Annotated in this window: 30 protein-coding genes; 13 read left to right on the top strand and 17 right to left on the bottom strand. The window is 64.2% G+C overall.

Going from position 1 to position 25,014, the window contains the following annotated elements:
* Positions 1 to 94: 94 nt before the first annotated feature.
* Positions 95 to 754 (bottom strand): ligase-associated DNA damage response endonuclease PdeM, encoded by a 660-nt coding sequence (gene pdeM / locus U5A82_RS21005; protein WP_326292785.1) that lies wholly within the window; start codon positions 752 to 754, stop codon positions 95 to 97.
* A 66-nt stretch (positions 755 to 820) separates the two neighbouring features.
* On the opposite strand from pdeM, the gene trhO reads away from it, so the two are divergent.
* Positions 821 to 1,648: an oxygen-dependent tRNA uridine(34) hydroxylase TrhO gene (trhO, locus tag U5A82_RS21000; RefSeq protein WP_326292784.1), complete on the top strand. Its 828-nt coding sequence runs from the start codon at positions 821 to 823 to the stop codon at positions 1,646 to 1,648.
* 166 nt (positions 1,649 to 1,814) lie between these two features.
* On the opposite strand, the gene U5A82_RS20995 is transcribed toward trhO, so the two are convergent.
* Genes U5A82_RS20995 through U5A82_RS20980 form a run of 4 tightly spaced genes read right to left on the bottom strand, consistent with a single transcriptional unit; the run spans position 1,815 to position 3,897 of the window.
* Positions 1,815 to 2,075: a hypothetical protein gene (locus tag U5A82_RS20995; protein ID WP_326292783.1), complete on the bottom strand. Its 261-nt coding sequence runs from the start codon at positions 2,073 to 2,075 to the stop codon at positions 1,815 to 1,817.
* Between the two features lie 4 nt (positions 2,076 to 2,079).
* Positions 2,080 to 2,796, bottom strand: coding sequence for a M48 family metallopeptidase (locus tag U5A82_RS20990; RefSeq protein ID WP_326292782.1), 717 nt, complete (start codon positions 2,794 to 2,796; stop codon positions 2,080 to 2,082).
* The gene (locus U5A82_RS20985) at positions 2,777 to 3,214 is read right to left on the bottom strand and encodes a YcgN family cysteine cluster protein (RefSeq protein ID WP_326292781.1); all 438 of its coding nucleotides are present in this window, start codon (positions 3,212 to 3,214) and stop codon (positions 2,777 to 2,779) included. The genes U5A82_RS20990 and U5A82_RS20985 overlap by 20 nt, the downstream gene beginning before the upstream one ends.
* On the bottom strand, positions 3,202 to 3,897 hold the full coding sequence (locus U5A82_RS20980; RefSeq protein WP_442802197.1) for an SCO family protein: 696 nt from the start codon (positions 3,895 to 3,897) through the stop codon (positions 3,202 to 3,204). Before U5A82_RS20980 ends, U5A82_RS20985 begins: the two co-directional genes overlap by 13 nt.
* A 41-nt stretch (positions 3,898 to 3,938) precedes the next feature.
* On the opposite strand from U5A82_RS20980, the gene U5A82_RS20975 reads away from it, so the two are divergent.
* Positions 3,939 to 4,550 carry an ankyrin repeat domain-containing protein gene (locus U5A82_RS20975; protein WP_326292779.1) on the top strand — a complete coding sequence of 204 codons (612 nt, stop codon included), beginning with the start codon at positions 3,939 to 3,941 and terminating at the stop codon, positions 4,548 to 4,550.
* Between the two features lie 47 nt (positions 4,551 to 4,597).
* Here the strand turns inward: U5A82_RS20975 and U5A82_RS20970 are convergent, their stop codons facing one another.
* The 11 genes from U5A82_RS20970 to U5A82_RS20920 form a co-directional block, all read right to left on the bottom strand.
* A complete protein-coding gene (locus U5A82_RS20970) occupies positions 4,598 to 5,092 on the bottom strand; it encodes an MmcB family DNA repair protein (RefSeq protein WP_326292778.1) in 495 nt (164 codons plus the stop codon).
* A gap of 108 nt (positions 5,093 to 5,200) precedes the next feature.
* Complete coding sequence (locus U5A82_RS20965; RefSeq protein ID WP_326292777.1) at positions 5,201 to 5,866, bottom strand: cell wall hydrolase; 666 nt, start codon at positions 5,864 to 5,866, stop codon at positions 5,201 to 5,203.
* Positions 5,867 to 6,040: 174 nt separating this feature from the next.
* On the bottom strand, positions 6,041 to 6,394 hold the full coding sequence (locus U5A82_RS20960; RefSeq protein WP_326292776.1) for a DUF1491 family protein: 354 nt from the start codon (positions 6,392 to 6,394) through the stop codon (positions 6,041 to 6,043).
* Positions 6,384 to 6,854, bottom strand: coding sequence for a PaaI family thioesterase (locus U5A82_RS20955; RefSeq protein ID WP_326292775.1), 471 nt, complete (start codon positions 6,852 to 6,854; stop codon positions 6,384 to 6,386). Before U5A82_RS20955 ends, U5A82_RS20960 begins: the two co-directional genes overlap by 11 nt.
* Positions 6,841 to 7,308 carry a PTS sugar transporter subunit IIA gene (locus tag U5A82_RS20950; RefSeq protein WP_326293014.1) on the bottom strand — a complete coding sequence of 156 codons (468 nt, stop codon included), beginning with the start codon at positions 7,306 to 7,308 and terminating at the stop codon, positions 6,841 to 6,843. Before U5A82_RS20950 ends, U5A82_RS20955 begins: the two co-directional genes overlap by 14 nt.
* A 171-nt stretch (positions 7,309 to 7,479) precedes the next feature.
* Complete coding sequence (gene hpf, locus U5A82_RS20945; RefSeq protein ID WP_326292774.1) at positions 7,480 to 8,076, bottom strand: ribosome hibernation-promoting factor, HPF/YfiA family; 597 nt, start codon at positions 8,074 to 8,076, stop codon at positions 7,480 to 7,482.
* An 85-nt stretch (positions 8,077 to 8,161) separates the two neighbouring features.
* Positions 8,162 to 8,854, bottom strand: coding sequence for a DNA polymerase III subunit epsilon (gene dnaQ / locus U5A82_RS20940; RefSeq protein WP_326292773.1), 693 nt, complete (start codon positions 8,852 to 8,854; stop codon positions 8,162 to 8,164).
* A gap of 33 nt (positions 8,855 to 8,887) precedes the next feature.
* Positions 8,888 to 9,481 (bottom strand): dephospho-CoA kinase, encoded by a 594-nt coding sequence (coaE, locus tag U5A82_RS20935; RefSeq protein ID WP_326292772.1) that lies wholly within the window; start codon positions 9,479 to 9,481, stop codon positions 8,888 to 8,890.
* A 13-nt stretch (positions 9,482 to 9,494) separates the two neighbouring features.
* A complete protein-coding gene (aroE, locus tag U5A82_RS20930) occupies positions 9,495 to 10,322 on the bottom strand; it encodes a shikimate dehydrogenase (protein ID WP_326292771.1) in 828 nt (275 codons plus the stop codon).
* Positions 10,319 to 10,924, bottom strand: a complete 606-nt coding sequence (locus U5A82_RS20925; RefSeq protein WP_326292770.1) for a Maf family protein — start codon at positions 10,922 to 10,924, stop codon at positions 10,319 to 10,321. The genes aroE and U5A82_RS20925 overlap by 4 nt, the downstream gene beginning before the upstream one ends.
* The gene (locus tag U5A82_RS20920) at positions 10,921 to 11,748 is read right to left on the bottom strand and encodes a pyruvate, water dikinase regulatory protein (RefSeq protein WP_326292769.1); all 828 of its coding nucleotides are present in this window, start codon (positions 11,746 to 11,748) and stop codon (positions 10,921 to 10,923) included. Before U5A82_RS20920 ends, U5A82_RS20925 begins: the two co-directional genes overlap by 4 nt.
* A gap of 290 nt (positions 11,749 to 12,038) precedes the next feature.
* Between U5A82_RS20920 and hemE the strand changes: the two genes are divergently transcribed.
* Entirely contained in the window at positions 12,039 to 13,085 is a 1,047-nt protein-coding gene (hemE, locus tag U5A82_RS20915) for a uroporphyrinogen decarboxylase (RefSeq protein WP_326292768.1), read from the top strand.
* A gap of 89 nt (positions 13,086 to 13,174) precedes the next feature.
* Positions 13,175 to 13,615 carry a CopD family protein gene (locus U5A82_RS20910; protein WP_326292767.1) on the top strand — a complete coding sequence of 147 codons (441 nt, stop codon included), beginning with the start codon at positions 13,175 to 13,177 and terminating at the stop codon, positions 13,613 to 13,615.
* A gap of 104 nt (positions 13,616 to 13,719) precedes the next feature.
* Here the strand turns inward: U5A82_RS20910 and panC are convergent, their stop codons facing one another.
* Positions 13,720 to 14,565 (bottom strand): pantoate--beta-alanine ligase, encoded by an 846-nt coding sequence (panC, locus tag U5A82_RS20905; protein ID WP_326292766.1) that lies wholly within the window; start codon positions 14,563 to 14,565, stop codon positions 13,720 to 13,722.
* Between the two features lie 108 nt (positions 14,566 to 14,673).
* On the opposite strand from panC, the gene U5A82_RS20900 reads away from it, so the two are divergent.
* From U5A82_RS20900 to U5A82_RS20860, 9 genes are all read left to right on the top strand, one after another.
* The gene (locus U5A82_RS20900) at positions 14,674 to 15,480 is read left to right on the top strand and encodes a division plane positioning ATPase MipZ (RefSeq protein WP_326292765.1); all 807 of its coding nucleotides are present in this window, start codon (positions 14,674 to 14,676) and stop codon (positions 15,478 to 15,480) included.
* Complete coding sequence (locus tag U5A82_RS20895) at positions 15,480 to 15,923, top strand: J domain-containing protein (protein ID WP_326292764.1); 444 nt, start codon at positions 15,480 to 15,482, stop codon at positions 15,921 to 15,923. Before U5A82_RS20900 ends, U5A82_RS20895 begins: the two co-directional genes overlap by 1 nt.
* Positions 15,920 to 17,299 carry a phosphoglucomutase/phosphomannomutase PgmG gene (pgmG, locus tag U5A82_RS20890; RefSeq protein WP_326292763.1) on the top strand — a complete coding sequence of 460 codons (1,380 nt, stop codon included), beginning with the start codon at positions 15,920 to 15,922 and terminating at the stop codon, positions 17,297 to 17,299. The genes U5A82_RS20895 and pgmG overlap by 4 nt, the downstream gene beginning before the upstream one ends.
* Before the next feature lie 454 nt (positions 17,300 to 17,753).
* The gene (locus tag U5A82_RS20885; RefSeq protein ID WP_442802224.1) at positions 17,754 to 19,007 is read left to right on the top strand and encodes an OmpP1/FadL family transporter; all 1,254 of its coding nucleotides are present in this window, start codon (positions 17,754 to 17,756) and stop codon (positions 19,005 to 19,007) included.
* 51 nt (positions 19,008 to 19,058) lie between these two features.
* Positions 19,059 to 20,219 carry a flavodoxin-dependent (E)-4-hydroxy-3-methylbut-2-enyl-diphosphate synthase gene (ispG, locus tag U5A82_RS20880; RefSeq protein WP_326292761.1) on the top strand — a complete coding sequence of 387 codons (1,161 nt, stop codon included), beginning with the start codon at positions 19,059 to 19,061 and terminating at the stop codon, positions 20,217 to 20,219.
* A 17-nt stretch (positions 20,220 to 20,236) separates the two neighbouring features.
* Positions 20,237 to 21,139 (top strand): DMT family transporter, encoded by a 903-nt coding sequence (locus U5A82_RS20875; protein WP_326292760.1) that lies wholly within the window; start codon positions 20,237 to 20,239, stop codon positions 21,137 to 21,139.
* Positions 21,136 to 21,618, top strand: a complete 483-nt coding sequence (locus U5A82_RS20870) for a GNAT family N-acetyltransferase (RefSeq protein ID WP_326292759.1) — start codon at positions 21,136 to 21,138, stop codon at positions 21,616 to 21,618. Before U5A82_RS20875 ends, U5A82_RS20870 begins: the two co-directional genes overlap by 4 nt.
* A gap of 92 nt (positions 21,619 to 21,710) precedes the next feature.
* Complete coding sequence (locus tag U5A82_RS20865) at positions 21,711 to 24,038, top strand: FtsK/SpoIIIE family DNA translocase (protein ID WP_326292758.1); 2,328 nt, start codon at positions 21,711 to 21,713, stop codon at positions 24,036 to 24,038.
* Between the two features lie 317 nt (positions 24,039 to 24,355).
* Positions 24,356 to 25,006: a LolA family protein gene (locus tag U5A82_RS20860; RefSeq protein ID WP_326292757.1), complete on the top strand. Its 651-nt coding sequence runs from the start codon at positions 24,356 to 24,358 to the stop codon at positions 25,004 to 25,006.
* Positions 25,007 to 25,014: the final 8 nt, after the last annotated feature.

Below are 25,014 nucleotides of genomic sequence, written 5' to 3'. Positions count from 1 at the left end.
GCTTTTCCGGGATTTTTAATGGGGTGCCGCGCAGAATGATCATGTCCTGTTGCCTATCGGCAACAGCTTAACATCTGCTTTCCGTAACGTCGCCTTACGATAAGGGAAAGCGCAGAAGTCGGTCGGCGACCGGCACCAAAGCGGCCGCGCCCGGCCCCACCGCCCGGCGAATCTCGCCATGCCCCGCATCCAGCCCCCCGGTCAGCGCGCCGAGCGCGGGCATGATCAGCTTCGTCGCCGATCCCACGAAGCAGCGCCGCGACACATGCCGACCGCGTAGCGACAGGCGCAGCTTGGGATGGAAATGGCCGGAGATTTCGGGACGCGGGTCGTCCGCTGCCGCCTCATGCCGCAGCCAGATGCCCTCGACCTGCGCTTCCGTCACCCGGCGACCACCCGGCATGGCCATAACACCGACGTCATGATTGCCCGTGATCCAGGTCCACTCCACCCGCTGCGTCAGCGCATGGAGCCGATCGCGGGCGCGAGGGTCCAGCCGCGCAGCCCCATCGGCGTCATGGAAACTGTCGCCAAGCGACCAGACCGCCTCCGCGCCGGTACGGTCCACCAGCGCCTCGATCACGTCCAGTGTCGCCTCGCTATCATGAGGCGGCAGAAACTGGCCGAAGCGCGCAAACCAGCTCGCCTTTTCGAAATGCAGGTCGGCGACCAGCAGCGCCCGCTGCGCCGGCCAGTAAAGCGCGGCTTCGGGCAGCGCCATAAAGGCATGACCTGCGAACGAAAGGGGAACCATGCCCCGCCTATGCGCCTCTACGCCGCCGCTTTCAAGAGGGGGCGCAAAGGCCTATAGGCGCTTGCCATGTCTGCTTACACCGTCGCCGCCCTCTATTGTTTCGCCCGCTTTCCCGATCCGGCCGCGGTCGCCGCCGACCTGCGCGCGCTCTGCGCCACGCTGGACACATGCGGCACGCTGATCCTGGCGGGGGAGGGGATCAACGGCACCGTCGCGGGCAGCGCGGACGCGATTGCCGCTCTGGTCGTGCATATCCGCGCGCTGCCGGGCTGCGCCGACGTGGATGTCAAATATTCCGGCGCGCAGGACGCCCCCTTTGCCCGGATGAAGGTGAAGGTGAAGGCGGAGATCGTGACGCTGGGCGTGGGCGACCTCGATCCGGCCACTCAGGCGGGCACGCATCTGGACCCGGTCGACTGGAATGCGCTGATAGCCGATCCCGACACCGTCGTCATCGACACGCGCAACGCCTATGAGGTTGCGGTGGGCACGTTCGAAGGCGCGATAGACCCGGAAACCCGGTCTTTCCGCGAATTTCCAGCCTGGTTCGACGCCTTCGCCGCCGACCTCAAGGCGCAGGGTCGTAGCCCCAAGATCGCGATGTTCTGCACCGGCGGCATACGCTGCGAAAAATCGACCGCGCTGGTGAAGGCGCGGGGCTTCGACGAGGTCTATCACCTCAAGGGGGGCATCCTGCGCTATCTGGAGGAAATGCCGCAAGCCGAGAGCCGCTGGCAGGGCGATTGCTATGTCTTTGACGAGCGGGTGACGGTGGGCCATGGCCTCAAGCCTGGCGACTACACCACCTGCCGCGCCTGTGGCCTGCCCCATCCGCACGACGCGGCGCATGATTGTGCCGGGGATGAGACCGGCGCCTGGCCGCATCGGGGGTAGACTATTTTTTCAGTCCAATTCAACCGTTCGTGCTGAGTAGGGACTGAGCTTGCCGAAGGCCCGTATCGAAGCACCCAGCGCAGCACGCGATCCCTCGATATGCCATTTCGACTTCGCTCAATAGCTACTCAGGACGAACGGAAGAGATCGAAAGTTGCGAAGCGGCCTAAACTGACATCTCCACCAATTCCGCTATTTCGAAATCATAGCGTTTCCAGCCCCGCATCTTTGCGCCATCTCCCGCCGCACCGCGCAATTTCTTCGCCTCGGCCAGCGAGCGCGTATGGCCCCAGAAAACCTCGGTCTTGCCATTGTCCAGCACCGCGACGATCCGCCAATAATGGGTGAAGGGATCGGCGGTCGGCCCGATCGTCTTCACATAGCCGTCCGCCATGGTGGCGGTCAGATAGCGTTTCCTGCGCGCCACGTCCTTACGCCCGATAGCGGTGCAGGCCCGCGCCATGCGCCCGCAGCCATTCGCGCGCGGGGCGGGGGTCCGCGCCATATATCCGCTTGTGCGCGGCATGAAAGGCCGGGCTGTGATCCATGTGCAGCAGATGCGCCAGCTCATGCGCCACCGTCGCGCGGCGCACCTCCGGCGGGCACAGGATCAGCCGCCAGCTATAGCGGATCGCGCCCGACGACGCGCAACTGCCCCAGCGGCTGCGGGTGTCTCCCACACCCACCGACGCGACGATCAGGCCATGTTCGCGCGCCAGCTCCTGGCTCTCCGTCTCCAGCACCGCCCGCGCCCGCATAATCAACCAGCGCTGCACCCGCGCGCCCACCGATTCCGCCGCGCCGCCCAGCAACAGTCGGTCGCCCTCCAATCGAATGGTGCGCGTCGCCCCCTCGACCCATTCTATTATGACCTCGCGCCCCTCCAGCGGGAACGCCGCTCCATGCTCCAACAGCGTGATGGCAGGCTGCTTCGCCATCTGCGCCCGGACCCAGCCTTCATGATCCTGCGCCCATCCCAGCGCCTTCTTCAGGTTCGCGCGGGTCGGCAGTGACAGGCGCAATGCCCCCCGCGCGCTGTCGATCGTCAATCGATAGGCCCGCGCCCGTGCCGACCGGCGCACCAGCACCGGCATCGCCACGCCGTCGATCAGGATCGTGGCATGCGGATCAGATTTCGCGGTCGACAAGATGATGTTCCCAGTCCCCGGCGTCGGCTTCCGCCACGGTCCAGCCGCGCACCAATTCCTGCGCGCGATGCACCGCCTCCCGATCGCCACAGACCAGATAATGCCAGTCGGGCAAGGGCAGCCCCTCTTCGCGCAATCGATAGGCGCAGGTGCGGGGCAACCAGCTGATCTGCTTCACCTTGGCCGGGGTCAGCCGCACGCAGTCGGGCACGAATTTGCGCCGGTCCTTGTAATTGGTGCATTGCCCGCTGTGGCGGTCGAGCAGCTTGCAGCAGACATTGGTCGGGTAGATGTGCCCCGTATCCTCATCCTCGGCCTTGTGCAGGCAGCATTTGCCGCACCCGTCGCACAAGGCTTCCCATTCGGCCTTGTCCAGCTTGTCGAGCGGTTTTTCCCAGAAGTGTTTCACTTGACCCATTTTTCAAGGAAGGCGGCGACCTTGTCGGGCGCGCCTTCATCCACGTCGGGCGTGCCGGGATCGTCCACCGGCACCAGCGCGACCGGCTTGCCGTCGCCATCGAACAGATAGGGCGTGCGGCTGTGGCTGATCAGATAGTCGCTCGCGGCCCCGCTCTTTTTAGACGCCTCTTCGGGATTGTAGATCACCACGAAATCCTTGGCGACCTTCGCGATCTGGTCCTTCGTGCCGGTGAGGCCGATCAGGCGCGGGTGGAACGCCGCGACATAGCTTTTCAGCACGGCGGGCGTGTCCCGCTGCGGATCGACGCTGATCAGCATCGGCTGGACTTTGGCGGCGAGGGCGGGCCTGGCCTTCTCGAACATCGCAAAGCCCTGCATGATCCGTTGCAGATCGATTGGGCAGACGTCCGGGCAATAGGTATAGCCGAAATAGACCAGCCGATACTCGCCCCTGAAATCGTCCCACTTGGTCGGCTTGCCGTCCTGGTTGGTCAGGGTGAAGGGCGCACCGATCCGCGCGCCGGTCAATTCACCCTGTTCGCTGTCCCCGCTTGATGCGTTCCCGCCAGCGCCCATATTGCAGGCAGCCAGCAGGGCCAGGACGGGCAGGGCCACACAGGACAGAGCCCGATAAGGCAGGATGGCGGCGGCGGCGTCTTTGTTCATGGCATGGCCAGCCATGCCCTGCTAGGACGCGATTTGCAAATGCAACGGGGCGCATGATGAAGACGAAGCTTTTTTCCACTCTCCTCGGTTCGATGGCGCTGGCGCTGCTGGTCCCGGCGCCTGCGCAGGCGCAATTTTCGGACAATTATAATTTCCTGAAGGCGGTGAAGGACAAGGACGGGCAGAAAGTGACCGACCTGATCCAGAAACCTGGCTCCACGGTGGTCAACAGCCGTGACGTCACCACCGGCGAAAACGCGCTGCATATCATCGTTGCCCGACGCGATTCGAGTTGGCTGTCCTTCCTGCTGGCCAAGGGCGCCAATCCCAACCTGACCGACAATGACGGCAACACCCCTTTGATGGACGCGGTGCAGGGCCGGTTCGAGGACGGCGTACGCACGCTGCTCAGCTTCAAGGCGCAGGTCGACAAGGCCAATGGCAGCGGCGAAACCCCGCTGATCCGTGCCGTGCAATTGCGCGATATCGGCATCGTCCGCCTGCTCGTGGCGCAGGGCGCCAACCCCACCAAGCGCGACAGCATCGCGGGCATGTCCGCGCGCGACTATGCCGAGCGGGACAACCGCACCCCCGGCCTGATCGAAGCGCTGGACGCCGCCAAGAGCGCCGCCAAGCCGACAGGGCCGGTGCAGGGACCAACCTTCTAAAAGGCAGGATGCGTCATTCGGGCCTCGCCTCGATGGCGCAAACAGCTTTACCAGCCCAGTTCCGCCGCATGATCCGGATCGCTGATCGCCGTCAGCCGCCGGGCCGCGCGGCGGGCGAAGCGCAGCGTCTCCGCCTTGCGCCGGGCGGCCGCCAGCGGTTCCACCGGGGCGGGGCGGACCAGTTCGGCATCATATTGATCCGCGACGATCAAGCCGGTGCGGGCGGGCCACAGCGCCTCGCTATCAAAGGGCGACAGGTCGAACCCGGCGGGCACCGCCCAGTAGAAACGGTCGCAATAATCGAAATAGTCGGGCCATTTCATGTCGCCCAACAGGTCCGCCCGGCTGCATTTGATCTCCACGATCGTCAGTCGCCCGGCGCCGTCGATCGCCATGATGTCGGCCCGTCGCCCATTGGGCAGCGGCACTTCCAATATGCCGCTCATGTCGTGGCGGAAAAATAGCCGCAACGTCCCCCGCGCCACGGCCATCGCCGTGCCGTCGGTCAGGGGAGAACAGCCGGTGATCTGGGCGCTTATCATGGCGGCACTTTAGAACAGGAAGAGAACAAAAGAAAAGGCCGATTCGGATATCCGAACCGGCCCACCATTCTCGCCATCGCGAACAGGCGCGTCACCCGCGCCCCACGCTCAGCGATAGAAGATGTGATTGTCGATCATAGCCAGCTTGGCCTTGCCCCAGCCCGGCGAAACGCGGCGGGCGTGGAAGAAGAGCGCGCCTTCCGCGCGGCTGTCCCAGCTGTCGTTCGCCGCGATCTGGGCGATGGCGACGGCTTCGCGCCAGCTGCGGCTTTCGGTGCGGACCGGCGGCATGCCATTGCCGCGCACGAAGCTGAACTGGCTGGGCTGGTAGACGACGCCGCACAGGCTGTTGGCGAACCGGCCCGACTTGGCGCGATTGATGATCACGCGGGCGACGGCCAGTTGGCCTTCCAGGCTTTCGCCCTTGGATTCGAAATAGACCGCACCGGCCAGGCACTGCATGTCGCCGTCCAGCTCCTCGGGCGCGCCTTGGGCGTCGACCAGAGCAGCGAGGCTGTTGGCCTGCGCATCGGTATCGGAAGAAAATTCGGAGTCGGCCCGATGGGCCGATGCCAGCGGCTGCGTGACTTCACGCGGCGCGGCGAAAATGACGGCGGACTGAGCGCCTGTCGCGGACGTTGCGGGGAACGTCTGGGGGAAGGAGGTGGACGTTGCGATCGATTCACCGGCGATCGACATGTCGGATGCAGAGACCGCTGCGGCAGCGGACAGGGCAAAGGCTGCGGCAATCGCAGCTTTCAAACGAAAACTCATTACAACTCAAAAACATGCGGTTCTTGGCCGGAAACGTCGTTTTAACCCATATTCTCTGACGTTCGGCCGCCCCCCGTCTGCGTGTTTACCGGCCCCGCCTCCCGTTGGGCGAACTCGGCAACCTGCGCGTTGGCGTGGGGGGCCTGTGCCGAAACCATATCGGCCTGTCAACGATCAGCAGAGTGTTTCCACGGCAAACCGTTCCGCTTCCGGGACGTCGAGTTCGATGACCCACAGGTCGGGGTCCGACCTGCGTCGCCGCGCGACATAGTCCGCCAGCGCTTGTCGTCCTTCCTCGGGGGCAGGACCACAGCGCATTAACGCATGACCCCCGGCAAAGTTCGATACCCGCTCGAACAGGCCGGTTTCCTGCCCTTTTTCAAGCGCCTGGACGAGAATCACGCCGCTGATGGCGTCGCCCTTGACCAGGATCGTGGCAAAGCCGCCCGCCGCCATAACCCGCCGCCGCAACGCGCCCACCAGCATCGCGCTGGTCAGGCGGGCCGACGGATCGGGGTCAGAAGACATAGCCGGGCAGCGAGGATAGCGGGAATTGCGATCGCATGAACGTGCCGGTGCCACGCCCGACCTCTTCGCCATCGGCATCGATCAGGCTGGCTTCGGCCACGTAGACGCGCCTCTTGCCGCTGATCCATCGGCCTTCCGCACGGATACGGCCCGGCGCAATCGGCCGGGTGAAGAGCAGGTTGAAGGCGGTGGTCAGCAGAAACCGATCGCTGACCAGGCTGTTGGCCGCATAGAAGGCGGCGTCGTCCAGCATCTTGAAATAGACCGTGCCATGCACCGCGCCGGCCGCGTGAAACTGGCTTTCATCGACGTCGAAATCGATGACCGAACGGCCCGCTTCGCTGATGGTCAGTTCCGACCGGAACAGGGTGTTGATCGGGGCGGAGCGATAGAGATTTTCCAGCGCGCGAAAATGCGCCGTCTCTCCGCTCGCGCCCGATGCGCCGTCAGGCTGCGTCACGCGCCTCGCCGCCTGCCAGCAGCGCGTGCAGCGCCTCGGTCGACTGCGCGCCGCGCAGGCGGACCACCTGGCCTTCGTCGCGCAGATAGCGGGACACGCGGGCCAGCGTCTTCAAATGTTCCGCACCGCTGTCGACCGGCGACAGCAAGGCGAAAACGACATCGACCGGCGCATCGTCCACCGCGTCGAACGGCACCGCCGGGTCCAGCAGCACGACCACGCCGCACATACGGGTCAGGCCCGCAATCTTGGCATGGGGAATGGCGACGCCGCCGCCGAAACCGGTCGACCCCAGCCGCTCGCGTTCAAACAGCGCGTCGCCGACCTCGTCCGCGTCCAGATCATAGGCGCAGGCGGCCAATGCGGCGATCTTCTGGAATAATTGTTTCTTGCCGTTCGCCGACAGGCCCGTGGCGAGCGCTTGCGCCGAAACGATGTCGTTGAAGTTGACCATGGTAAATCCGAAACGGCCGAGCTGCGCGGCCAAAATCTTCGCGCTATGCCTCGGGCAGTGAAAGCCCGGCCCCATAAGCCCCCTGCATCATCAGGTCAAGGCGATGGGGTTGGGGAAGGGGGGTGCGGCCCCATGGCGCCAGATGCGCCACAGGACCGCGACCCGTCCATTCTAGGCGCGCGGTTCGACCCAGCCGATCGTACCGTCATGCCGACGATAGACCATATTATAGGCCGACGTACCGGCATTGAGGAACAACAGCGCGTTGGTATTGCGCAGGTCCAGCATCATCACCGCGTCCGACACGCTGGCTTCGGGAATGTCGACGCGGGTTTCCGCGACGATCAGGGGCGCGTCGGCGGCCTCTTCATCCTCCTCCGCATTGCCCGCGAAGATGGTGTAGCCCGCGCCATCGATATCATCAATGCTGTAGCTGCTCGCCCGCTGCGCTTCGGCTGCAACCGCCTGACCATGGCGATCGCGCAATCGCCGCATATAGCGCACCAGCTGCCGTTCGATCTTGGTGGCCGCCTGATCGAAGGCGGGATGCGCCTCCTGCGCTTCGCCCGATCCCTTCAGGATCAGGCCGGTCATGACATGGCAGACGATATCGCAGTGGAAGGCGCCATGGGGTGCCTTACGAAAGGTCACCTGGGCAGAAATCGTGCGGGAGAAATATTTCTCGGCCATGGCCTCCAAACGATCGGTGACATGGCTCTTGAGAGCCTCGCCGGTTTCGACCTGATGCCCGGAAACACGAATATCCATATGCCTTCTCCTTATTTTTGCCCGGCCGCCAGGGAAGCGGCCCGGTGGATATGGAGGCAGGGAAAACCGGCTTGCGACCGGTCGTCTATGCCTCCTGCAACCAGAGCGGCTCTTTCAGCGTCGCGACAAACGCTGCATGCCGCTCCAGTTCCTGCGCGCTGGCCGTAAAGACCCGCGCAGGCCGCACAGGGCGAACCACGGTGGATGCCGTCAGTTCCGCCCCGACGATCTCTTTAGCCTCCTCCTGTGCCAGACCCAGGCCGATCTGACGGCCGCCGGTCAATTCGATATAGAGCTGCGCCAGCAGTTCCGCGTCGAGCAGCGCGCCATGCTTGACGCGATGGCTGCGATCGATGCCGTAGCGGGTGCAGAGCGCGTCCAGGCTGTGCTTGGCGCCCGGATGCAGGGTGCGGGCGATCGCGACCGTGTCGATCATCCGATCGAGCGACACCTCGCCATGGCCGCACCGCCGCAATTCATGATTGAGGAAGCCGAAATCGAACCGTGCATTATGCGCGACCAGCGGGCTGTCCTCCAAAAAGGCGAGCAGGTCGGCGGCCCCGGTGTGAAACAACGGCTTGTCCGACAGGAAATGGCTCGACAATCCATGCACCGCCTCGGCTGCGGCGGGCATGTCGCGCTGCGGATTATAATAAGCGTGGAAGGTGCGGCCGCTGGGCACGCGATTGATCAGTTCGATGCAGCCGATCTCGACCAGCCTGTCGCCGGATGCCGGATCGAATCCTGTCGTTTCGGTATCGAAAATAATCTCGCGCATCGCCCTCTTCGTTTCGACTCTGTGGGCCAACCCTTATCCACCTGTCTTCGCGCCAAGGCAAGCGACCAGACGGCGCACCTGCGCGCGCGTGTCGGAAAAGGTCGTACCGCTGTGGATGATATGATCGGCCCGGGCGCGTTTTTGCGCGTCGGGGGTCTGGAGGCGCAGGATCTGGCGGAATTTCACCACGGTCATGCCCGGTCGCGCCAACACCCGCCTGCGCTGCTTCCACGCCGGCGCGGTGACGACGATGACGCCATCCACCCGCTTCTGCCCGCCCGTCTCGAACAGGAGAGGTATGTCCAGAATGACGAATTTGCGCGACCGATGCCGCCGCAGGAACAGCCGCCGCGCGTCCTGCACCGCCGGATGGACGATCGCCTCCAAAGCCCGGCGTTCCTGGGGATGGCCGAACACCGCCGCGCCCAGCTTCGCGCGATCGACCCCCTCGCGCCCGGTGGTGCCGGGAAAGCGCGCCTCGATCGCGGGCAACAAGGCCCCACCCGGTCCCTGTAGGATATGCACCTGCGCGTCGGCGTCGAACACAGGCACGCCCTCGCGCCGAAACATGGCCGCCACCGCCGACTTGCCCATACCGATCGATCCGGTGAGGCCATAGACCTTCATCGGGCCTCGCCCCTCAATCGTCGGCCGACAGCAGCAGCGCGCGCAGTTCCGCGTCCAGATCACGCGGTGCCTGCGCGTCGAAGAAGATGTCGAAGGCGAGCGCCGCCTGGCCGATCAGCATCTCCAGCCCGTCGAACGTCTTGAGGCCCCGCGCCTTCGCGGCCTTGAGCAACCCGGTCTCCAACGGCGCATAGACGATGTCATAGACGGTCGCGCCATCGGACAGGGGCGTAAGGTCCAGGTCCAGCACCGGCTGCCCCACCATGCCGAGCGAGGTCGCATTGACCAGCAGGTCGGCGGCCGGCAGGGAATCGCCCATCGCGATCGCGCGACCGGGCATTCCGCCATGATCGAACAGCGCCTGCGCCTTGGCCGGATCGCGCGCCATGATCGTGATGTCGGGCACGCCCAGGCTGGTGAGCGCAAACAGGATGGCGCGCGCCGCGCCGCCCGTTCCCACGATCACCGCGCTACGCCCCTTCCACGTGTCGCGCAGCAAGGGCTGGAGGAAACCGCCCGCATCGGTGTTGGTGCCGATCAGCGGCCCGCCGGTTTCGCTGGCGATGGTATTGACCGCGCCGATCCGCTCGCGCACCCCGCCCGGATCGTCGACATAGTCCATCACCGCGATCTTGTGGGGGATGGTGACGTTGCACCCCAGCCAGTCGGGGTCGCTCCGCCGCATAAGGAAATAGGCCGCCAGTCCCTGCGGCGTCACATGGGTCTTCTTATATTCCGCCTCTATATCCAGCGCGTTCAGCCAGAAATTGTGGATGAGGGGCGATTTGCTGTGCGCGATCGGATCACCGATCACTTCGGCATAGGGGAGGGCGTCGCTCATGCCGCCAAAACGCCACGAACGCGCAGAAAGTCAAGCAAAGGCAGCAGGGGCAGGCCCTGAATCGCGAACTGGCTGCCCTCGACCTTGCTGAAGAGCTGCACCCCTGGTCCCTCGATCCGATAACAACCCACACACCAGCGCAGCTCTTCCCAGTCGGCATCCAGATAATACTCGATGAACGCGTCGGACAAGGGCCGCACCGTCATCGCCGCCCGCTCGACATGGCGCCAGATCGCTTCGCCATGCAATGCGATCACCGCCGCGCTGTGCAGATGATGCACCCGGCCCGACAATAGCCGCAGGATGCGCGCCGCGTCCGCGCGATCGATCGCCTTGTCGATCATTTCGCCGCGCTCTTCGCCATCACCGATGCTGAGCGTCTGGTCGCAGCCCAGCACCAAGGCGCCCGGCACCCGGCGCGACACTTTGAGCGCCTTCAACTCCGCCAGCGCATCGGCCAGGCCGCGCGCGTCCAGCCCGTCGGCGCGCAACGCTTCCTTCGCCGCCTCCTCGTCCACGCCGGGCGACAGCGCCTCGAACGGCACCTGCGCGGCGCTCAGCAGCGCGCGGCGGCTCGCGCTTTGCGACGCCAGAACGATCATGGTTCCACCCCTTCCGCCAGTTCGCGATCGTTGAACAGGTTGATGATGGCGGCGGCCGCCTCCTCGATCGACCGGCGGGTCATGTCGATCACCGGCCAGCCATTGTCGGCGAACATGCGCCGGGCAAAGGCCAGTTCCTCCTGCACCTTTTCATTGTCGACATAGGATGTCTCGGGCGCCTGATTGAGCGAGAGCAAGCGGTTGCGCCGGATCTGGATCAGCCGTTCCGGGCTGACCGTCAGGCCCACGACCATGGGATGCTTCAGGCTATAGAGATTGCGCGGCGGCGGCGATTCCGGGACCAGCGGGATATTGGCGGTCTTGTATCCGCGATTGGCGAGATAGATGGAGGTCGGCGTCTTGGACGCGCGCGACACGCCCGCCAACAGGATGTCGGCCTCTTCCCAATTTTCATGCCCCACGCCGTCGTCATGGGCGATGGTGAACTGGATCGCCTCGATCCGCGCGAAATAAGCTTCGTCCAAAATATGTTTGCGGCCCGGCCGGGTTCGCGTTTCCTGCCCCAATATGTTGGACAGCGCATCGGCCACGCTGTCGAGCGCCGCGACATGGGGCAGGCCCAGCGCGCGGCAGCGCGTCTCCAGCCGTCGCCGCAGCGGATGATTGGTCAGGGTGAACAGCACCAGCCCCGGATTGGCGCTGATCTCCTCCATGATCCGGTCGAGATGGACGTCGGACCGCACCATCGGCCAGAAATGCCGGATCGCCTCGACATTTTCGAACAGGCCGATCGCCGCCTTGGCGATATTTTCCAGCGTTTCGCCGGTAGAGTCGGACAGAAGATGCAGGTGGATGCGCGCCATGGGGATATCTCTGTGGGGTGGCTGTGGATAAAGCAAGGGATGAAATTGGGGATAGAATCCTGCTTTCCTCCCATCCCCAGAGCCGGGATTCTTATCCACAAGCCCCCAACAGACCCCTAATTCCATCCACAGCCTGTGGATAACGGGGATAGTCGAACTGACTCGGACGCCTATCCACGACTCCCCTGAGTCAAGTTGTTGGCAAAAGCGGGCACAGCGCATAAACCCCGCTGCCAACCGACCTACTATCTCCATCATCCTTTGAATTTAAATATTAAGAGAGAATATAGATGAGCCTCGACGCGCCGAGCGACCGCCCAGCCAAGCCGCTCCTGGCCGTCCTCAAGGGCGAACGTCCCGCGGTGCCGCCCCTATGGCTCATGCGCCAGGCAGGCCGCTATCTCCCCGAATATCGGGCGTTGCGGGCGGACAAGGGCGGCTTCCTCGAACTCGTCTATGACAGCGCGGCCGCCGCCGAAGTCACGCTCCAGCCGCTGCGCCGTTTCGGGTTCGACGGCGCGATCCTCTTTTCCGACATATTGATCGTGCCCTATGCGATGGGCCAGGATTTGTGGTTCGAGGCTGGGGAAGGCCCTCGCCTTGCTCCGATCCTCGCACAGACCGACCTGTCGGCACTCACGCCCGATTTCAGCCGCTTCGAGGCCGTCTATGAAACGGTGCGACGGGTGAAGGCGGCGCTGGACCCCTCGGTCACCTTCCTGGGCTTTGCAGGCAGCCCCTGGACGGTCGCGACCTATATGGTGGCGGGGCAGGGCAGCAAGGATCATGGGCTGGCCCGCCGCATGGCCTATAACGAACCCGATCGTTTCGCCGCCTTGATCGACGCGATCGTCGACGCGACGGTCGTCTATCTTTGCGGCCAGATCGATGCCGGGGTGGAAGCGGTGCAGCTGTTCGACAGCTGGGCCGGCAGTCTGTCGCCGCTCCAGTTCCAGCGCTGGGTGATCGAACCCAACACACGCATCGTCGCGCAGCTAAAGGCGCTGCATCCCGCCATTCCGGTGATCGGCTTTCCCAAAGGTGCGGGCGCGAAACTGGCCGACTATGCGGCGCAGACCGGCGTCGATGCGGTCGGCGTCGATGAAACCATCGATCCGCACTGGGCGAACCAGGCACTGCCACAGGGCATGCCGGTACAGGGCAATCTCGATCCGTTGGCGCTGATCGCGGGCGGCCGCGCGGTGGAAGAGGCGGTCGACGCGATCCGCGCCGCCTTCGCCGACCGGCCCCATATCATGAACCTGGGCCATGGCATTTTGCCCGACACGCCCATTGCGCATGTCGAAGCACTGATTAGCTATGTGCGGAGCCAATAGAGTTGTCGCGATTTGACAATGTGGGCCTGCGGCTTTCAGCCATCATACGGCCGATCCGGTTCGACATCGCTCAAAGGGAGTCCTGATCCATGGCCTATCTCGGCGCCGCCTATCTCTGGGTGAAAGCCGCGCATGTCATCTTCGTCATCTTCCTGATGGCGGGGCTGTTCATGATGCCGCGCTTCTTCGTCTATCATCAGGAAACCGTCCCTGGATCGCCCGAGGACCAGCGCTGGATCGAGCGCGAAGCCCGGCTCCTCAAGATCATCCTCAACCCATCGCTGGCGATGGTCTGGCTGTTCGGACTGATGCTGATGGTGGAGATCGGCGCATGGCATTTCGGCTGGTTTCACCTGAAACTGCTCTTCGTCCTCGGCCTGTCGGGCTATCATGGCTGGATTGCGAGCTATGCAAAGAAGCTCGCCAGGGGCCAGCGTGTGCTCGGCGACAAGCAGTTGCGCATGATGAACGAAATCCCCGGCATCGCCGCCGCGGTCATCGTCATCGCCGTGATCGTCAAGCCCTTCTGACCCCTGTCCTACGGATCATTTTAGCTGCTAAATAGTGCGCAGCACTTTTCGATAGGATCGGAGCTGCGCAAGATCATGTCGAAATTTGCGGGAAAAGTGTGAAGTTAAGCGAAATCGACCGCGATATTGTCGATCAGCCGTGTCTTGCCCAGCTTCGCCGCGCCCAGAAGCCGGGCCGGGCGATCCAGCGCCGTCATCGGCTCCAGCGTCGCCGCATCGCACAGCGCGACATAATCGACCGGGTCGAAACCGGCGGCCGTCAATGTCGCCACCGCCTTCGCCAGCGCGCCTGCGACCGGTTCGCCCTTTTCGATCGTCCGCTTCGCCTCGCCCAAGGCGCGGGGCAGGGCCAGCGCCGCCTTGCGCTCCTCGTCGTTCAGATAGGCGTTGCGCGAGGATAGGGCGAGGCCGTCCTCGGCCCGCTGGGTCGGCAGGCCGACGATCTCCACGGCCAGATCCAGGTCGGCAACGAAGCGGCGGATCACCGCCAGTTGCTGATAATCCTTCTCCCCGAAGATCGCGACATCGGGCCGCACCTGGTTGAACAATTTGGTGACGACCGTCGCCACCCCATCGAAATGCCCCGGCCGCGCCGCGCCGTCCAGCCCGTCGCTCACGCCCGCCACGTTGATATTGGTCGCGAAACCGGCCGGGTACATGACCTCCACCGGGGGCGCCCACAGGATATCGACGCCCGCCGCGCTCAGCATCTGCGCATCCTTCGCCTCGCGCCGGGGATAGGCGTCCAGATCCTCATGCGGTCCGAACTGTCTGGGATTGACGAAGATCGACACGACCACATGCCGCCCATGCCGCCGCGCCTCTTCGACCAGCGCCATATGCCCGTCATGTAGTGCGCCCATCGTGGGCACCAATACCAGCGGCTTTCCATCGCTTTTCAGCAGATCGACGGCGGCACGGAGGGCGGGCAGGTCACGCAGCGTTTGCACGGAAGGAACGGCTCCGATAAGGGCGAAAGCATAGGGCAGTTCTGCTAGGCATGCGCCAGCGCGACCGTCAACACACATTGCGACAATCAACGGGGTCAACCGGGGCAAATGGGCAATCCGCAGCCGCATCTCATCGTCTTCGCCAATGAAAAGGGCGGCACGGGCAAGTCGACCACGGCGGTCCACACCGCCATCGCCCTGTCCGCGCTCGGCCATAGCGTGGGGATGATCGATCTCGATCCGCGCCAGCGCACCGTCACCCGCTACATGGAAAACCGCCGCGAAACCGCGCGCCGACGCGGCATAGAGCTGCCCATGCCCGATTTCGACGTCTTCACCGGCGACAATATCGGTGCGCTGGACGATCAGGTGGTGACTCTGGCTGCTGGCAAGGATTTCCTGGTGGTCGACACGCCCGGCCGCGACGACGTCTTTGCGCGTCACCTCGCCCCCCACGCCAACACGCTGGTCACGCCGATGAACGACAGTTTCGTCGATTTCGACCTGATCGGACAGGTCGATCCGGAAACCTTCAAGGTCCGCCGCCTGTCCTTCTATTCCGAACTCATCTTCGAAGCGCGCAAGGAACGGGCGAAGGTCGACGGCGTCTCGATCGACTGGGTCGTTCTGCGCAACCGCGTCCAGCATCATGATGCGCGCAACAAGAAGCGCGTCGGCGACGCGCTGATGGAATTGTCCCGCCGCGTGGGCTTCCGCGTCATTCCTGGGCTTTCGGAACGCGTCATCTTTCGCGAACTCTTCCCCTCGGGCCTCACCCTGCTCGATAAGGGGCATTTGGGCGAACTGGGTGTCAGCCATATCGCCGCGCGTCAGGAATTGCGCGAAATGGTGTCGGGCCTTGCCCTGCCGACGCACGATGGGGTGGCGTCGATGGACCTGCTCGGCGCGGCCTGATGGGCATGCTGACACTCCTGATCGCTGCGGTCGCGATCTGGCTGATCTGGACGGGGAAGCTGCAACGTATGACGGCCAAGGATGGTATGGCGCTGGGCGCCGCGCTGGTGGGTGCCGTGCTGGCGGCCAAGGGCAAGCCGGTGATTGGCGCGCCGTTGCTGATCGGTGCCGCGCTCTTCTTCGCGAAACAGGGTAATGCCAAGGCGAAGGTGAAAGCGCGCAAGCGGCCTGCCAAGCCCGTCCAGCCGCCATCCGGTGGCGATGAGAAGGCCAGGGCGCGTGCTTTGCTGGGTGTCGCGCCGGATGCCGACCCGGGCACGATCCGCGCCGCCCATCGTCGGCTGATCGCTTCGGTCCATCCCGACAAGGGCGGGACCGAAGCCCTCGCCGCGCAGATCAACGCCGCGCGCGATCTGCTGCTCGACGACCAGCAACAGCTGTGACCCACAGTTTCGATCCTACCCTGCTGCGCGATTATGATCTGCGCGGCAGGGTGGGCGATACGCTGCATGCGGCCGACGCCTGGGCGCTGGGGCGCAGCTTTGGCACGGTCATCGCCCGCGCGGGCGGACGGCGCATCGCGGTGGGCTATGACGGGCGGCTGAGTTCGCCGATGCTGGAATCGGCGCTGGTGGCAGGTCTTACCGAAACCGGTATCGACGTGCTGCGCATCGGCCTTGGCCCGACGCCGATGCTATATCATGCCGAAGTGACGAGCGACGTGGACGGCGGCATTCAGGTAACCGGCAGCCATAATCCCGGCGATCAGAACGGCTTCAAGCTGGTGCAGGCCCACGCCCCCTTCTTCGGCGCGGATATCCAGCGCCTGGGCACGATGGCGGCGGCGGGTGATTGGGAAACGGGTAGCGGCCGGGTCGAAACGGTCGATATCATGGACGCCTATGTCGCGCGGCTGATGCAGGGTTTCGACGGTCCCGCCTGCCGCATCGGCTGGGACGCGGGCAATGGCGCCGCCGGCACGATCGTGGAGAAGCTGACGCAGCGCCTCCCCGGTGAGCATCATCTGCTCTTCACCGATATAGACGGTCATTTCCCGCATCATCATCCCGATCCCTCACAGGATCGCAATCTGGCCGACCTGCGCGCGCTCGTCCGCACCAAGCAGCTCGATTTCGGTGTGGCTTTCGATGGCGACGGCGACCGGATTGGCGTGATCGACGGTCTGGGACGCACGATCGCGGGCGACCAATTGCTGGGCCTCTTCGCCACGACGGTCCTGAAAAACCGCCCGGGCGCGCGGATCGTGGCGGATGTGAAGACCAGCCAGGCCGTCTTCGACCACGTCGCCGCGCTAGGTGGCCGACCCGACATGTGGAAAACCGGCCACAGTCATATCAAGTCCAGAATGAAGCAGATTGGCAGCCCGCTGGGCGGGGAAACCACCGGCCATCTCTTTTTCGCCGACGAATATCCCGGCTATGACGATGGTCTCTACGCCGCCGTCCGCCTGATCCGAACGGTCTGGGCGCTGGGCACGAGCCTGACCGCCCTGCATGACGCCATGCCTATCAGCGTCATCACCCCGGAATGGCGCTTCCCCGTCGCCGAAGCGCGCAAATTTGCGGTGGTGGACGAAATATATGCCCGGTTGCACGCCAGCGGTGCGGATATCTGCGCCATAGATGGCGTGCGCGTCAGCACGGCCGATGGCTGGTGGTTGCTGCGTGCCTCCAATACCGAAGCCGCACTGGTCGCTCGTGCCGAAGCGACCGACCCCCAAAGCCTCACCCGACTCGTCGCCCAACTGGACGAGCAACTGGCCGAATCGGGGGTGATTCGCGCTGTGCAAAACGAATGACCGCTCTTACGACCGCCGATGTCTGATATTGTTATCCGTTTTTTCGCCTAATTTCCCTTACGTAAATCTTTCGAAACGGGAACGATTGCATGAAATGCAACCGCCCTGTCATGTTTCGCATTTGCGACAATCGCTGCTGCACCGCAAAAGGAACGGGCCTTTCAGGCATCCTCTCCTAAAACTTCAAGGCCGTCCTTCTGGGCGGCTTTTTTTGTCCATGGGATTGCCGACCAGCCCTGTTGCCGTAGCGTCCTCTTCGCCAAGGCGCGCAAATGCGATGAATCGGCCATCTCGGTCACTGGAATTTAACTACGATCCTGATAATTCGATGCGTCCAATCAGCCGAGCGGGCGTGTGAAAAGCGTCCGGACAAAGGCCAATAGCATTTCCCAGAAGAGGATCAGCCATGTTGCATCGCGGTCGCCTTATCTCCGCTTTTCTCCTGTCCGGCGTCATGGTGACGTCGACGCCCGCCTTCGCTGGCGGCTTCTACCTTCAGGAACAATCGCCCAAGGAAACCGGCCGTGCGCTGGCGGGCGGCGCGGCGGCGGGCGACGATCCTTCCACCATCTATTTCAACCCGGCGGCGATGACGCAGCTGGACGGCATCCAGACCTCGATCGGCGGCTCTGCCCTGTTCGCGTCCGCGCATCAGACGAACCGCGGTTCGCGCCGCACCATCCCGGGCCTCCCGGTAACGACGCCGATCGCGGGCAATGACGGTGGCAATCCGTTCGACAGCGTCATCCCCGTCCCCAGCTTCTACGCCAGCGCGCAAGTCAGCGACCGGCTGTGGGTCGGGCTGGGCGTCAACGCGCCGTTCGGCCTGAAGCTGGAATATGATGACGGCTTTTTCGGCCGCTATGACTCGCTCTACACCGACCTCAAAACATATAATATCCAGCCATCGGCCGCCTATAAGCTGACCGACAATCTGTCGATCGGCGGCGGTGTCGACGTACAATATGTGAAGGCGACGCTGACCAATGCGCTGCCCCAGCTCTCGCCACTCGCCCCGACCGACGGTTTCGGGAGCCTCAAGGGCGACGACTGGTCGGTCGGCTGGAACGCCGGCATCTTTTACACGACCGGCGACACCAATTTCGGTGCTCATTATCGTTCGGGCATCAACCACAAGCTGGCCGGCACCCAGATCGTGTCCGGCCTGGTCGGCCCGATCGCGGCGGGCAACGGGTCGTTCGCCGCCACCGCGCCGCTCGATTTGCCCGACATCGTCACGCTCAGCATGATGCACAAGCTGACGCCGCAGCTGCGCGCGATGATCACCGGCAAATGGTATAACTGGTCGAAGTTCAAGGGCATCGCCGTCACCTCCGCCACCGGTACGACCAACAAGGAACTGGATTATAAGGACAGCTATTCGGTCAGTGTCGGCGGCGAATATGATGTCAGCCCGGCCTTCACCGTGCGTGCGGGTACGATGTTCGACCGTTCGCCCACCAATCCGCAGCATCTGACCACGCGCGTCCCCGATGGCGACCGCGTCTGGCTGACCGGCGGCGCGACCTGGAATATGTCGGAGGCCTTCGCGCTCAACCTCAGCTACGCCCACACCTTCGTGGAAAAGGCGAACATCATCCGCCCGGACAGCTATTTCCCCGCACCCGCGACGGTGACGGCGACGACGCTGGCCCAGACCAGCGGCAATGCCGATCAAGTCGCAGCGTCGCTAACCCTACGCTTCTAACTGACGCCAAACATCCCTATAGAGGCTCCGTAGCTTACGGAGCCTCTTTTCATGTCCGATTATAATCCCGGCCTGCGCCCCTGGCGTGACATAGCGCGGCGGCCGTCGCGCCAGATCATGGTCGGCAACGTCCCCGTGGGCGGCGACGCGCCCGTCACGGTCCAGACCATGACCAACACGTTGACGCACGACATCAAGGGCACGATCGACCAGATCCGCCGGTGCGAGGAAGCGGGCGTGGACATCATTCGCGTGTCCTGCCCCGATGAAGAGTCCACCGCAGCGCTGAAACAGATCGTGCGCGCCGTCCGGGTGCCGATCGTCGCCGACATCCATTTCCATTATAAGCGCGCGTTGGAAGCCGCCGATGCAGGCGCGGCCTGCCTGCGTATCAACCCCGGCAATATCGGGTCGGAAAAGCGGGTGAAGGAAGTGGTCGACGCGGCCAAGGCGAATGGCTGCTCGATCCGGATCGGCGTCAATGCGGGCAGCCTGGAAAAGGATCTGCTCGAAAAATATGGCGAACCTTGCCCCGAAGCACTGGTCGAAAGCGCGCTCGACCATATCCGGCTGCTCCAGGATCAGGATTTCCACGAATATAAGGTCGCGGTGAAGGCGAGCGACGTGTTCCTGGCAGTCGCCGCCTATATGCAGTTGGCCGACGCGGTCGACTGCCCGCTGCACCTTGGCATCACCGAGGCGGGCGGCCTGATCGGTGGCACGGTGAAGAGCGCGATCGGCATCGGCAACCTGCTGTGGGCCGGGATCGGCGACACGATCCGTGTGTCCCTGTCGGCCGAGCCGGAAGAGGAAGTCCGCGTCGGCTATGAAATCCTCAAGTCGCTCGGTATCCGCACCCGCGGGGTCAAGGTGATTTCCTGCCCTTCCTGCGCGCGTCAGGGTTTCGACGTCATTCGTACCGTGCAGGCGTTGGAGGAACGGCTCCAGCATATCCAGACGCCCTTGTCGCTTTCGGTGCTGGGCTGCGTCGTCAACGGCCCCGGCGAAGCGCGCGAGACCGATATCGGCCTGACCGGCGGCGGCAATGGCAAGCATATGGTCTATCTGTCGGGCGTCACCGACCATGTCGTGCAGGATCAGGGCATGATCGACCATATCGTCCGGCTGGTCGAAGCCAAGGCGGCGGAGATCGAGGCGGCCAGTATCGAATCCGACATGACCGACGCGGGCAATGCGGAGGCGGCGGAATAAGCGACGGGGTCGCCCCAATGGCAGGCCATAAGGGCGATGGCGCCTTGCCCTTCCTCATCTGCTGCATCGGCGTCGCGCTCTTTTCCGTGATGGACGCGGCGATGAAGGGCCTCAGCCTTTCCATCGGCCTTTATAATGCGCTGCTGTGGCGGGCGGTGGCTGGCAGCCTGCTCGGTCTGACGCTGATGCTCGTCACCGGGCAGCGCTGGCCGTCGCGTGCCGTGCTGCGAATTCACCTGCTGCGCGGCACGGTGGTGGCGGCCATGGCGCTGCTGTTCTTCTGGTCGCTCCTGCGCCTGCCGCTGGCCGAAGCTATCGCGCTGTCCTTCATCGCCCCGCTCATCGCGCTGTATCTGGCGGCGTTGCTGCTCAAGGAACAAGTCGGGCGTCGCGCAGTTGGTGCGTCCCTGCTCGGGCTGGTGGGGGTTGCCATCATTCTTTCGGGCAAGCTTCAGGGCAGCTATGACGCCGATGCGCTGTTCGGCGTGCTGGCCGTGCTGGGTTCTGCGGTCCTGTTCGCCTGGAACCTCATCATCCAGCGGCAGCAGGCGCAGGTCGCCTCGCCGATCGAGGTCGCCTTCTTCCAGCATGTCGTCATGCTCTGCGTCTTTTCGCTGGGCGCGCCATGGCTCGCCATCCTGCCGTCGGTCAAAGCCATGCCGCTCGTCCTGCTGGCGGCGACGTTGGCCTTCACCTCGCTGGCTGCCTTGGCCTGGGCCTATGCGCGGGCGCAGGCGCAGCGGCTGATCCCGGTCGAATATAGCGCCTTCATCTGGGCATCGATCGTCGGGTGGCTGGCTTTTGGCGAGCGGGTGACGATCACTACCGTGGCCGGTGCCTTGCTCATCGTTGCAGCCTGCCTTATCGCCGCGCGCAGCAAGGGGCTGAAAATGGCCCATGTGGAAGCGGGAACGGCATGAGCGAGATCATCATCAGGGACGCGCGCGCCGACGATATCGGTGCGATTCACGACTTCATCCTAGCGCTCGCCGTCTATGAACGGCTGGCCCATGCCGTAAAGGCAGACCGCGACGCGCTCGCCCGCTATCTGTTCGGGCCACGGCCGATGGCGGAGGTATTGATCGCTGAACATACCGAAAAGCCCATCGGCTTCGCGCTGTTCTTCCATAATTTCTCGACCTTCGAAGGGCGGCCGGGCCTGTACCTGGAGGATCTGTTCGTCCTGCCGGACGCACGGGGTCTTGGCGCGGGCAAGGCGCTGCTCGCCCGGCTCGCGCAACTGGCGATCGCGCGGGATTGCGCCCGGCTGGAATGGTCGGTGCTCGACTGGAACGAACCAGCCATTGCCATCTATCGGGCGATCGGCGCGCAGCCGATGGATGAATGGACCGTCCAGCGGCTGGACGGCGCAGCACTTACGGCGCTTGCCGCCTCCTGATCGCGCGACGAGCCGTAATCGGGCACCCTTGACGCGGACTCCCTGCCGGAGGCATTGTGCCGAAACGGAACATTTGGGGGACAAGTAGGGATATGGCCGTCGGCCGCACCGTCAAACGCACGCCGGAATGGCGCGAAATGCTCAAGCGCAGCCTGCTGCGCAGCGGCGCGCTGATCGGCGCGATCACGCTCATGCTGGCGATGCTGTTCCTGGCGCTGGCGCTGCTGAGCTATGCCCCCAGCGACCCGTCGATGAACACGGTCGCGGGCGATCATGTCGCCAATATCATGCAGGCGCCCGGCGCCTGGGCCGCCGACTTCCTGCTATGGTTGCTGGGCGTACCGGTCGCGCTCATCCTGCCGCTGATGGCCGTCACCGCCCGGCGCCTGTGGGGCGATCAGGATATGAGCGATTGGAAGGCGCAGTTCGGCAAATGCCTGTTCGGCATCGTCCTGATCGGCATCGCACTGGCCCTGTTCCAGGACGCACCGCTGGTCGGCCTGCCTGCGGGCTGGGGCGGCGTCATCGGCCTGGTCGTGGCCAAGGGGATCGCCAGCCTGACAGCGCAGGCTCCTGCCGCGGCACCGTGGATCAAGGGCGTACTGGTCGTCTTCACGCTGATCGCGGGTCTGTTCGCCTGCTATCGCAGCCTTGCGCTGGAAAAGCCGATCATCGCGCTGCGTCGCCCATCGCTACCCAAACTCAACCTGCCGCGCCCGACCCTGGGCTTTGCAGGGGGCGGTTCCGTCGCCGATGCGCAGGATGACGAGGACGACGAACCGGCCGAACGCGTCATCGCCCCGCGCAAGCAGGTGACGAACGAGCCGAAGCCGCCCATCACCATCCAGTCGCCCAAGCCCGCCCCGGTGCAGCGCGCCATGGCGCCGGTCAGCCAGGACGATCTGTTCGGCCACAGCTCGCTCCCGTCGCCCGACCTGCTCAATCCCGTGCCCGCCAACCAGGGCGGCAAGATCGACAAGGCCGCGCTGGAACGCAATGCGCGCCTGCTCGAATCGGTGCTGGACGACTTCCATGTGAAGGGCAACATCACCGAAGTCCGCCCCGGCCCTGTCGTCACCATGTACGAACTGGAACCGGCACCGGGCATCAAGGCCAGCCGCGTAATTGCGCTGGCGGACGACATTGCGCGCAACATGTCGGCGCTCTCGGCCCGCGTCGCGACGATCCCGGGCCGCACGGTGATAGGCATCGAATTGCCCAATGCGAACCGCGAAGGCGTGTCCTTCCGCGAACTCATCACCAGCGAACAGTTCATGCAGGACGCGACCCTGCCGATCATCCTGGGCAAGAATATTTCGGGCGAACCGATCATCGCCGACCTCGCTCCCATGCCCCATCTGCTGATCGCGGGCACCACCGGGTCGGGCAAGTCGGTGGGTCTCAACGCCATGATCCTGTCGCTGCTCTACCGCATGACGCCGGACCAGCTGCGCCTGATCATGATCGACCCCAAGATGCTGGAACTGTCGACCTATGACGACATTCCCCATCTGCTCTCGCCGGTCGTCACCGAACCGGCCAAGGCGATCCGGGCGCTGAAATGGGCGGTGGAGCAGATGGAGGACCGCTATCGCATGATGGCGTCCATCTCCGTGCGCAATCTGGCCAATTATAATGAGAAGGTCCGCGCGGCGAAGGCGAAGGGCAAGCCGCTGGGCCGCCGCGTCCAGACCGGCTACGACCCCGAAACCGGCAAGCCCATCTATGAGGAAGAGCAGCTCGATTTCCAGCCGTTGCCGCAGATCGTCGTGGTGGTGGACGAATTGGCCGACCTCATGATGACGGCGGGCAAGGAAGTCGAATTCCTGATCCAGCGGCTGGCGCAAAAGGCCCGCGCCGCGGGCATCCACCTGATCCTCGCGACCCAGCGTCCGTCGGTCGACGTCATCACCGGCGTCATCAAGGCGAACCTGCCGACCCGCATCAGCTTCTTCGTGACGTCGAAGATCGACAGCCGCACCATCCTGGGCGAGCAGGGCGCCGAACAGCTGCTGGGCAAGGGCGACATGCTCTACATGCATGGCGGCAAGGGGCTGACCCGCGTCCATGGTCCCTTCGTGTCGGACGATGAAGTCCGCGTCGTCGCCGATCACTGGCGCGCGCAGGGCCAGCCCGACTATATCCAGGCCGTGACCGAGGAACCCGAAGAGGGCAGCTTCGCGCTGGACGGCGTGGACCTGGGCGACGACAGCCCCGACGCCCAGCTGTTCCGCAAGGCGTGCCAGCTGGTCTTCGAGAACCAGAAGGCGTCGACCAGTTGGCTGCAACGCCAGCTGCGGGTTGGCTATAACAGCGCGGCCCGCCTCATCGAACGGATGGAAGAAGAAGGGCTGGTCGGTGCGCCCAACCATGTGGGCCGCCGCGAAGTGCTGCGCGACGAGAATGGCAATCCGCTCTAATCCGGGCTGACCGGCCTATGATTGCATATCGCGCAATCATCGTGCCGCCTTTCGCATTTGCGGGATGACTGCACCATCGGCAAAAGGAGCGGGCCTTTCAGGCATCCTCTCCTAAAACTTTCAAGGGCCGGTCGTTTCGATCGGCCCCTTTTTTTGTCCATGGATAGGGAGGATGCCGCCTGCTCAAAGGCAATGTCCGAAGAATCTGCCCCACCGCGCCCCGGCCCCGAATCTTGCTATTTGGGAACAGGTAGGTTCACAACGGGTTCAATCCCGACCCTCTACCTCATCCGCCCAAACAACCGGAGTTGAACGCCATGCAGCGCAGCCTTGCGCCCCTGATCCTGGCTCTTGCCGCCGCACCGGTCGCCCTGTCGGCGTTTCTGCCGACGGCGCCTGCGCGCGCGCAGCAGGCCTCGTCCGACCTGGCCCAGGTCAATGCTTATATCCGCGGCGTCACCACCCTAACCGCCGATTTCAGCCAGACCGATCGCAGCGGCCAGACCCTGACCGGCAAGCTTACCCTGAAGCAGCCGGGGAAAGTGCGCTTCCAATATCAAAAGGGCGTGCCGCTGCTGATCGTGGGTGATGGCAAGGCGCTAACCATGATCGATTATGAAGTGCGCCAAGTGCAGCGCTGGCCGATCGGCAATTCGCCGCTGGGCGCGCTGATCGATCCGAACAAGGATCTGTCGAAAATGGGCAGGGTGGTGCCGACCGGCGATCCATCGGTCCTGAGCGTCGAGGCGCGGGATCCCAAGCGGCCCGAATATGGCACTTTCACCATGATCTTCAAACGCGATCCTTCCGGTCCCGCCGGGTTGCAGCTTTACGGCTGGGTCGCGCTCGATTCGCAGAATAACCGCACCGCCGTGCGCCTGACCAACCAGGTCTATGGCGCGGCCGTGGCCAATTCCGCCTTCCGCTGGACCGACCCGCGGCCAAAGGGGCGCGCAGCCGGGGGCTGAACCGAGCG

The organism is Sphingobium sp. CR2-8, from assembly GCF_035818615.1.
GTDB lineage: Bacteria > Pseudomonadota > Alphaproteobacteria > Sphingomonadales > Sphingomonadaceae > Sphingobium.
Note: the sequence above shows the minus strand (reverse complement) of the source record. Positions and strands in the feature narration are given on the sequence as shown.

What these genes read in the sequence shown, in the direction of transcription:
- pdeM (WP_326292785.1), bottom strand. Translation starts at nt 754, where the DNA reads ATGGTTCCCCTTTCGTTCGCAGGTCATGCCTTTATGGCGCTGCCCGAA.
- trhO (WP_326292784.1), top strand. Translation starts at nt 821, where the DNA reads ATGTCTGCTTACACCGTCGCCGCCCTCTATTGTTTCGCCCGCTTTCCC.
- U5A82_RS20985 (WP_326292781.1), bottom strand. Translation starts at nt 3,214, where the DNA reads ATGGGTCAAGTGAAACACTTCTGGGAAAAACCGCTCGACAAGCTGGAC.
- U5A82_RS20980 (WP_442802197.1), bottom strand. Translation starts at nt 3,897, where the DNA reads ATGGCTGGCCATGCCATGAACAAAGACGCCGCCGCCGCCATCCTGCCT.
- U5A82_RS20975 (WP_326292779.1), top strand. Translation starts at nt 3,939, where the DNA reads ATGAAGACGAAGCTTTTTTCCACTCTCCTCGGTTCGATGGCGCTGGCG.
- U5A82_RS20970 (WP_326292778.1), bottom strand. Translation starts at nt 5,092, where the DNA reads ATGATAAGCGCCCAGATCACCGGCTGTTCTCCCCTGACCGACGGCACG.
- U5A82_RS20965 (WP_326292777.1), bottom strand. Translation starts at nt 5,866, where the DNA reads ATGAGTTTTCGTTTGAAAGCTGCGATTGCCGCAGCCTTTGCCCTGTCC.
- U5A82_RS20960 (WP_326292776.1), bottom strand. Translation starts at nt 6,394, where the DNA reads ATGTCTTCTGACCCCGATCCGTCGGCCCGCCTGACCAGCGCGATGCTG.
- U5A82_RS20950 (WP_326293014.1), bottom strand. Translation starts at nt 7,308, where the DNA reads ATGGTCAACTTCAACGACATCGTTTCGGCGCAAGCGCTCGCCACGGGC.
- hpf (WP_326292774.1), bottom strand. Translation starts at nt 8,076, where the DNA reads ATGGATATTCGTGTTTCCGGGCATCAGGTCGAAACCGGCGAGGCTCTC.
- dnaQ (WP_326292773.1), bottom strand. Translation starts at nt 8,854, where the DNA reads ATGCGCGAGATTATTTTCGATACCGAAACGACAGGATTCGATCCGGCA.
- coaE (WP_326292772.1), bottom strand. Translation starts at nt 9,481, where the DNA reads ATGAAGGTCTATGGCCTCACCGGATCGATCGGTATGGGCAAGTCGGCG.
- aroE (WP_326292771.1), bottom strand. Translation starts at nt 10,322, where the DNA reads ATGAGCGACGCCCTCCCCTATGCCGAAGTGATCGGTGATCCGATCGCG.
- U5A82_RS20925 (WP_326292770.1), bottom strand. Translation starts at nt 10,924, where the DNA reads ATGATCGTTCTGGCGTCGCAAAGCGCGAGCCGCCGCGCGCTGCTGAGC.
- U5A82_RS20920 (WP_326292769.1), bottom strand. Translation starts at nt 11,748, where the DNA reads ATGGCGCGCATCCACCTGCATCTTCTGTCCGACTCTACCGGCGAAACG.
- hemE (WP_326292768.1), top strand. Translation starts at nt 12,039, where the DNA reads ATGAGCCTCGACGCGCCGAGCGACCGCCCAGCCAAGCCGCTCCTGGCC.
- U5A82_RS20910 (WP_326292767.1), top strand. Translation starts at nt 13,175, where the DNA reads ATGGCCTATCTCGGCGCCGCCTATCTCTGGGTGAAAGCCGCGCATGTC.
- U5A82_RS20900 (WP_326292765.1), top strand. Translation starts at nt 14,674, where the DNA reads ATGGGCAATCCGCAGCCGCATCTCATCGTCTTCGCCAATGAAAAGGGC.
- U5A82_RS20895 (WP_326292764.1), top strand. Translation starts at nt 15,480, where the DNA reads ATGGGCATGCTGACACTCCTGATCGCTGCGGTCGCGATCTGGCTGATC.
- U5A82_RS20885 (WP_442802224.1), top strand. Translation starts at nt 17,754, where the DNA reads ATGGTGACGTCGACGCCCGCCTTCGCTGGCGGCTTCTACCTTCAGGAA.
- ispG (WP_326292761.1), top strand. Translation starts at nt 19,059, where the DNA reads ATGTCCGATTATAATCCCGGCCTGCGCCCCTGGCGTGACATAGCGCGG.
- U5A82_RS20875 (WP_326292760.1), top strand. Translation starts at nt 20,237, where the DNA reads ATGGCAGGCCATAAGGGCGATGGCGCCTTGCCCTTCCTCATCTGCTGC.
- U5A82_RS20870 (WP_326292759.1), top strand. Translation starts at nt 21,136, where the DNA reads ATGAGCGAGATCATCATCAGGGACGCGCGCGCCGACGATATCGGTGCG.
- U5A82_RS20865 (WP_326292758.1), top strand. Translation starts at nt 21,711, where the DNA reads ATGGCCGTCGGCCGCACCGTCAAACGCACGCCGGAATGGCGCGAAATG.
- U5A82_RS20860 (WP_326292757.1), top strand. Translation starts at nt 24,356, where the DNA reads ATGCAGCGCAGCCTTGCGCCCCTGATCCTGGCTCTTGCCGCCGCACCG.